The 3,250-nt window shown below is 36.0% G+C and carries 3 protein-coding genes; all 3 read right to left on the bottom strand.

All coding sequences use genetic code 11. The annotated features are described in order from the left end of the window. Nucleotides 1-105: 105 nt before the first annotated feature. The 3 genes from HC000_RS17990 to HC000_RS17980 are packed head-to-tail and all read right to left on the bottom strand — an operon-like array spanning nucleotide 106 to nucleotide 2,223. A complete protein-coding gene (locus HC000_RS17990; RefSeq protein WP_179808369.1) occupies nucleotides 106-1,272 on the bottom strand; it encodes a hypothetical protein in 1,167 nt (388 codons plus the stop codon). A 2-nt stretch (nucleotides 1,273-1,274) separates the two neighbouring features. Continuing rightward, nucleotides 1,275-1,628, bottom strand: coding sequence for a hypothetical protein (locus HC000_RS17985; RefSeq protein WP_179808368.1), 354 nt, complete (start codon nucleotides 1,626-1,628; stop codon nucleotides 1,275-1,277). Continuing rightward, nucleotides 1,621-2,223 carry a ParA family protein gene (locus HC000_RS17980; protein WP_179808367.1) on the bottom strand — a complete coding sequence of 201 codons (603 nt, stop codon included), beginning with the start codon at nucleotides 2,221-2,223 and terminating at the stop codon, nucleotides 1,621-1,623. Before HC000_RS17980 ends, HC000_RS17985 begins: the two co-directional genes overlap by 8 nt. Between the last annotated feature and the right edge of the window lie 1,027 nt (nucleotides 2,224-3,250).

Genomic DNA, 3,250 nt, shown 5'->3' with positions numbered 1-3,250 from the left:
ATTGAATTTGAGGAACGACTCAGCAAGCATATTTAAAATCTAAAAACGGGCAGTTACACAGAATCCGTTACAGGCTCCTTTGTAAAATTTACAAAGCCTTTGTTTTTATTTATCTGTAGTAAATTCCTCTAAATACTTTATTGTCTGGGCTAAGCATTTATTTACAGTTTTAGCATCATCCCAGTCAATCGTTTTCCAATCTACCCCATCAACTTTTAATTTTGTAATGTCACTTGTTAAAAGTTTCTTGATAACATTGGTTGAAGTTACTTTAGGTGTAGAATATATTTTCTTTTTAGTAACTTTATCCGACTTAACCATATTTGGTTCTTTAGCTGGGATTATTACATGGCTTAAAAATGAAGGAACCTCGCGGCCATTGCTTTTAAATATTTCAACCAATAAAGGCAAAACTGCGTTTTCTAAGTTCTTAAAGTTTCCATTTTCCACTTCAATTTCAGATTGCTTAAATATGGCTTCAATTATTCTATGGTTTATTAAACCTACTCCTACCTCTATTGATTTAACTAAAAGCGGGATTTCAATTATCTTTTTAAGTTTATAAAAGTAGCTCTTACTGATACCTAGTATATTTATAAGTTCAGGATTGGTAATCTCGTTATTCAGCTTTTTAGCCTCAGTATAGGCCTGAGAAAATGCCCTAACTTGTTCATGTAAAGCTAAATCTGATCTTGAGTTGTTTTCTACGAATTGCCTTAACTTTGGATGTGTAGGCGACTTTCTGTGAACTCTAAATGACCAAATCCCTTCCCAGCCTATGCTATAAATAATAGAGTAGAACCTACGGTGGCCGTATATTATGCGGTAATTAATACCCCCTGTTCTATAAACTTCAACTTGCTGGTATAAACCACCGCCAGCTTTTATTTGTCCGGCTAGCTTCTTTATATCATTGATTTGGCTTTCAATGTGCTCATACAAATGATGGTCAACGGGGGTTTTATTTATTAAAACCCCTTTATCTAATATAACATATGGAACTTTCTCAGCTTGTGCAGCTAAAAAAGCAGCTTCACCATGTGGTTTTATTACCGGGAAATCACGTGAGTTAGTTGGGTCTGGAGTAACAGTTGCAACCGAAAGATTGTCGCTTACACAATCTTTAGCACCTGTACTATATGTTTCAACTTCTGATTCCAGCTCATTGCTTTCAGCTTCGGCTTCTTTACGTGCGTTCTTAAGTTTATCAACACCAGATGATAAGCGTCGTGTCTCTCTTACTTTGATTCTGCTGCGCATATTATTTGACATTTTTAATCCACATTCAAACGGGTTCTAACATAGTTATAAAGGCTATCCATTTCTAACATAGCCTTTTTGTCTTTCTTTAAACAAAATACTGTTTCAAGTGCGTCGGGTTTTTTCTTGTGCTTGAATATAACCCTGTTAACAAGGAAGAAATCTTCTAACAATAGATCATCAGTAATATTGTGCTCTGCTTTGTGCTTATTTAAGTGCGCCTCTAAAGTTGCATATTGATCAACTTCATTATTAGTAAGGCTTGTTGAGCTAGCTAGGTTAGGAATAACACCTACTATTTCTATTGGCTCATGGCGCTCTTCATTATAAAGTCTAATATTATCCATTAACTGTGGGACGCTATCCATCTACTGAATCATATTCAAGCTGCGTTGGGACCAACACATGTGAGCACTTAGATAAGAAGCCTTCACAAATTGCTGTTTTACTAGGAGGGGTGTCAAAAATTATAATGTCCACTTCGCCCATTTCAGTTTCTATATCAATATATCTTTCTGCTAAGTCCCCTATCAATGGAATGAAATCATCCTTATGCATAACTTCATTCAGTCTGTCCACCCTGCCCTCAGACGGAAGCACGCTTAGAGTTTCAACACCATTAACGGGGTAATAAACAAAAGGGCGATCAAATAAAATATCCGAGGAAGTTGAATACCCATTCCAGTCGCCATTTTCTGGAGCGCCCTCTATATATTGTGGATGCAGTGGCGGAAGCATGTATGGTAAGCCTGGCACTTTTTTCATGCTCAAAAAGGTTTTACTCGCATTCTGTTGGCTATCTAAATCAACTAAAACCACATTCAATTTTTTGTCTTTTTTTGCAATACCGCCAGTAGCAAGTAAGTATGATAACCAACTAGCAATCGTCGTTTTACCTACACCACCTTTGTGATGATATATTATTAAAGATATTGGCTTTCTTTTTTTAGTATTTTTTGACACCTGTAAATCTCCAGCTAAGTATATTTTTAATTAGAGTACGACAAGAATCCTATATCAATAAATCTATTAAGAATAAGTATGTATTGCTGCTAATATTAAAGTTATATTCCACATTCTATGTTGTTTAGGTAGTTATGCCTAAGCCCCAGCGTAAGATGGAATTTAAATTAACTCTCTGTCTCACGTGAGACTCAGGTTTATAAATTGAAATACTGAGTATGAACTTGGTTTGTTTTTTACAGCAGTCTCACGTGAGACTCAGGTTTATAAATGGAAAAACTGAGCATGAACTTGGTTTGTTTTTTACAGCAGTCTCACGTGAGACTCAGGTTTATAAATTGAAATACTGAGCATGAACTTGGTTTGTTTTTTACAGCAGTCTCACGTGAGACTCAGGTTTATAAATTGAAATACTGAGCATGAACTTGGTTTGTTTTTTACAGCAGTCTCACGTGAGACTCAGGTTTATAAATTGAAATACTGAGTATGAACTTGGTTTGTTTTTTACAGCAGTCTCACGTGAGACTCAGGTTTGCAAATTGAAATACTGAGTATGAACTTGGTTTGTTTTTTACAGCAGTCTCACGTGAGACTCAGGTTTGCAAATTGAAATACTGAGTATGAACTTGGTTTGTTTTTTACAGCAGTCTCACGTGAGACTCAGGTTTGCAAATTGAAATACTGAGTATGAACTTGGTTTGTTTTTTACAGCAGTCTCACGTGAGACTCAGGTTTGCAAATTGAAATACTGAGTATGAACTTGGTTTGTTTTTTACAGCAGTCTCACGTGAGACTCAGGTTTGCAAATTGAAATACTGAGCATGAACTTGGTTTGTTTTTTACAGCAGTCTCACATGAGACTCAGGTTTGCAAATTGAAATACTGAGTATGAACTTGGTTTGTTTTTTACAGCAGCCTCACATGAGACAATGAATTATATGTAAGCGCGCATTTAAGCAGTGCGCTTAGCTATAATCGAAGTCTAGCTGCACATTCCACGGCATTAGGTCGGTAAAATCATCATCAC

This window comes from Pseudoalteromonas sp. MIP2626 (assembly GCF_013414205.1).
GTDB lineage: Bacteria > Pseudomonadota > Gammaproteobacteria > Enterobacterales > Alteromonadaceae > Pseudoalteromonas > Pseudoalteromonas nigrifaciens.
The sequence above is the reverse complement of the archived record's forward strand: the minus strand, read 5'-3'. Positions and strand labels throughout refer to the sequence as shown.